This is a genomic window from uncultured Oceanicoccus sp. (assembly GCF_963968385.1).
GTDB lineage: Bacteria > Pseudomonadota > Gammaproteobacteria > Pseudomonadales > Dasaniaceae > Oceanicoccus.
Genome location: NZ_CAXAHB010000121.1, coordinates 1 through 3200, shown reverse-complemented (window position 1 = coordinate 3200; position 3200 = coordinate 1). Strand labels below are relative to the sequence as shown.

The 3200-nt window shown below is 54.4% G+C and carries 2 protein-coding genes; both read left to right on the top strand.

The features are described 5' to 3' along the window. Positions 1 to 1275, top strand: a 1275-nt coding sequence (locus AACP44_RS08895) for a hypothetical protein (protein ID WP_339340174.1), incomplete at its 5' end; no start/stop codon positions are given. 9 nt (positions 1276 to 1284) lie between these two features. Further along, positions 1285 to 3200: hypothetical protein (locus AACP44_RS08890; protein ID WP_339340173.1), on the top strand; the 1916-nt coding region annotated here is incomplete at its 3' end.

The window sequence follows — 3200 nt, the reverse complement described above, 5'->3', positions numbered from 1 at the left end:
GGGAGCGCAAAGTCCACCGTGCTGGGTTTGCTGTTGGGGTGGCTTATCGGCCGCCACGCGCTCTCTAAGAAGCTTCTCAGGATCCTTTATGTCTCGTACAACGTCGACGTTGCGCGCAACAAGAGCGCGGCGATTAAGAACCTCATCTGCTCGAAGGAATATCAGGAGATATTTCCGTGCGTACGACTATCCAAGACGCGCACGTCGGATGAACTGTGGTCGATTGACTGGGATTTTGCGGAGGTGGATATTAGGGGTGAGGATGCTTTTACAGTTGCCTGCGCAGGCCTTAAGGGCACGATTACGTCGAAACGTTCGTCGCTGATCGTTGTAGACGACGCGATCAAGAGCGCCGCAAGTATTGCCAACCCGGATATACGCCGGGAGATGGAAACCAACTGGACGAATGTGATCGTCCCCACCATGTTCCAGGGTGCACGAGCCATCGCCCTGGGCACCCGGTTCCATTTCGATGATCTGTTTGCCACCATCTTCACGGAGAAGAAGGGATGGAAGTGCATCACCCAGTCAGCCCTGAGCTACGACGACGACGGCAGGCCTAGGAGCTACTGGCCTGAGATGTGGTCAGCGAAGTACCTGCTGAAGCTCCAGGCCGACGATCGTGTGGCCTTCAGCTACCAGTACCTGAACCAGCCGGTGAGATCTACCGAACTAGGCATATCTCCTGAGCTTTTTGTCAAAGCTGAGGTCCCAGACGACTATGACTCCATCGGTGTAGGTATTGACCTCTCGGCAGGTATGACCGAGCGGAATGACTGGACCGTCTTCACCCTGGCTGGTCGAATCGGTGACAAGGTCTACGTCATTGACTACAGGCGGATGCGTTCGATGGGCAACCTCGACAAGATCGAGGCCCTGTGCGAGTTACTGGTCGAATGGAACCTGCTGGAGGTCAATGACGAGGGGCAGTACTTCAGGACTCAGTCACCCGTCATTATCTGGCCAGAAGTCGTTGCTTACCAGAAATCTTTTGAAGGAGATCTGAAGAGGATTCTTTTTAATGAGTGGCAGCTCTACAACCTCTCAGTCAGTCCCGTGAAGGGGTTTCGTGGCGACAAACTTGCCAGACTTAGAGGAATTATGGGGCTGTTTGAACATAAGAAAATCTTATTCAATAAGTACAGAGACTTCAGCTGCATGATCGACGAAATCGTTAATTTCGGGCATTCGCCTCATGACGATTGCGCGGACTCCTTGAATATCGTGGTACAGGGGCTTATGCGCAGAGGTAAGGCACACATTGAGTGGAACTAACATAGAACTATGACCCAGGGAACTCAGGACCGTTTCCGCCGCATTCTCGAAGCGGCTCGAAAGCGGGATGGTGGATCAAGTACTGACACGATGATCGTGAACAGTCATCTCTCGCAGATGAAACTGTTCATGCTGCGGCAGGGCTTGGAGTTTTACCCGTCACAGGATTCCTATGGCTTCAGGAAGCAATTTCTGTCGGGATTGGTTGAAGAGAACGAAATTGATACACGACTGGAAGGAATCGTTGACGACTTCCTGATTGATGGCAAGGGGCTGTTTTATTTCCGCCCAATCCGTGACACCTATCGGATCATGTGGTTTAGCGCGGATAACTACCGTGCGTACTACGACGCTATGGGCGAGCTCGAGGAAATCGAGCTCATCTATTCGTTCACTATTCGCGACAGCATCAACGCCCCTACTGGCACCTCGAGCTTGCAGGGTGGATCTGACCGTTACGTCAAGCTGCGGGTCAGGCGCGACGAGATCAAAGAGACCATCACGACGGAGAAGCCGTCTTTCGATGCCAGCTCCCAGAGCCTGGCCTTTGCGGTCAACAAGACCCGGACGCTGACCAACAGCCTCGGCTTTATCCCTGCTGTTGAGGCGTTCAACAACATGCGTTCCACGGGGATGGACGCAACCGGCGAGTTTGACTGGCTGGCTGAACAGATCGTCACCCATGACGACCTAGTCAAGAACATTCGAACCAACATCCACTTCTTCGGCAACCCGACCCTGGTCTCCAGTCGGCCGAAGCATGACCTGGTCGATAGCGGTGACGAAGAGGGCATGCGCCCGACCATTAGCTCCCAGGCTGGGTTCTACGCAGCCAACCGTCCCTCGACGCGCGTTAGTTCGCCGTTGTCTGGTGGCGGCGGTGGTGGCATGAAGGTGCCCCGCATCATTGCGAATGTGGAGTCCACCGACCGGGCCGTGTACCTCACACCGGATGCTGTTTCGGGTGACCAGAACCTTTACGCCCGTCAGTACCGAGAAGAAATCAGAACCGCATTAGGCGGAGTCGATGAACTGGGCATTACGGCTGGTGCAACGGCATACGAAATCAAATCTCTCTATGGCCGCGCTGCCACCTCAGCAACACGTCGTTGCCGTGGGCTTTTGACTTATGGCCTGTGCAAATTGCTCGGACTGATTATCTTTAACGAAGAAAAGATCTTCCGAGAATCCTTCGCTGCAGCAATCGGACTTGAGCGCCCTGTTGCTCCCATTCGTGAGGACTTCCCGGATGTAGCCTTGTTCGAGCAATCGGTCGCCGCTCATCAACAGATTCTCAAGGAATACGAGGGAACTCTGGAGGTTGAGATTGGCAATGCCATCCAAGCCCGTTCTCTGCCTGAAGGAGTCGTGGGTCTTATACCTGATGGCGATCGCAGGATTGAATGGAGGTGGAAAGGTCCCGTCTTTGAAGACGGCACAGAGGATATACTTAACTCAAGTATTGTTGTCCGAAACCTTCAGGAACTCGGCGTTAATTCGATCGAGGCTCTCCGTTATTTGTTCCCTGACAAGACGGACGAAGAACGAAGCGCAATGCTCAGTGGCTATCCATTCCGTATGGCCCAAGCCACTCAACAGAGTCTTGGCACATTCCTGACGCTTATTGAAAACATGCGTCAGGTTCCTCATCCGCAGGCACCCGACTTACCGCTGCTTGCGGACCCGAAGCTTGATTTAACCCCTTACATCTACCGCGCACTTGATTTCCTCAAGCGCGAGTTGACTTATGCAGGACAGTATTCAGACGCAACAGGCACCAGCGACCCCGCAGGCCTCGATCCCATCGAGCGCGCCCGCGCCGACGCAGGCTTACCAATCAGCTCCGGTCCAGAGCGCCCAACCTTCGTACCAGATTCCTTCGGCGCCGCAGCCGGAGGCCAGCTACCAGCAGACGGCTCCGGCGG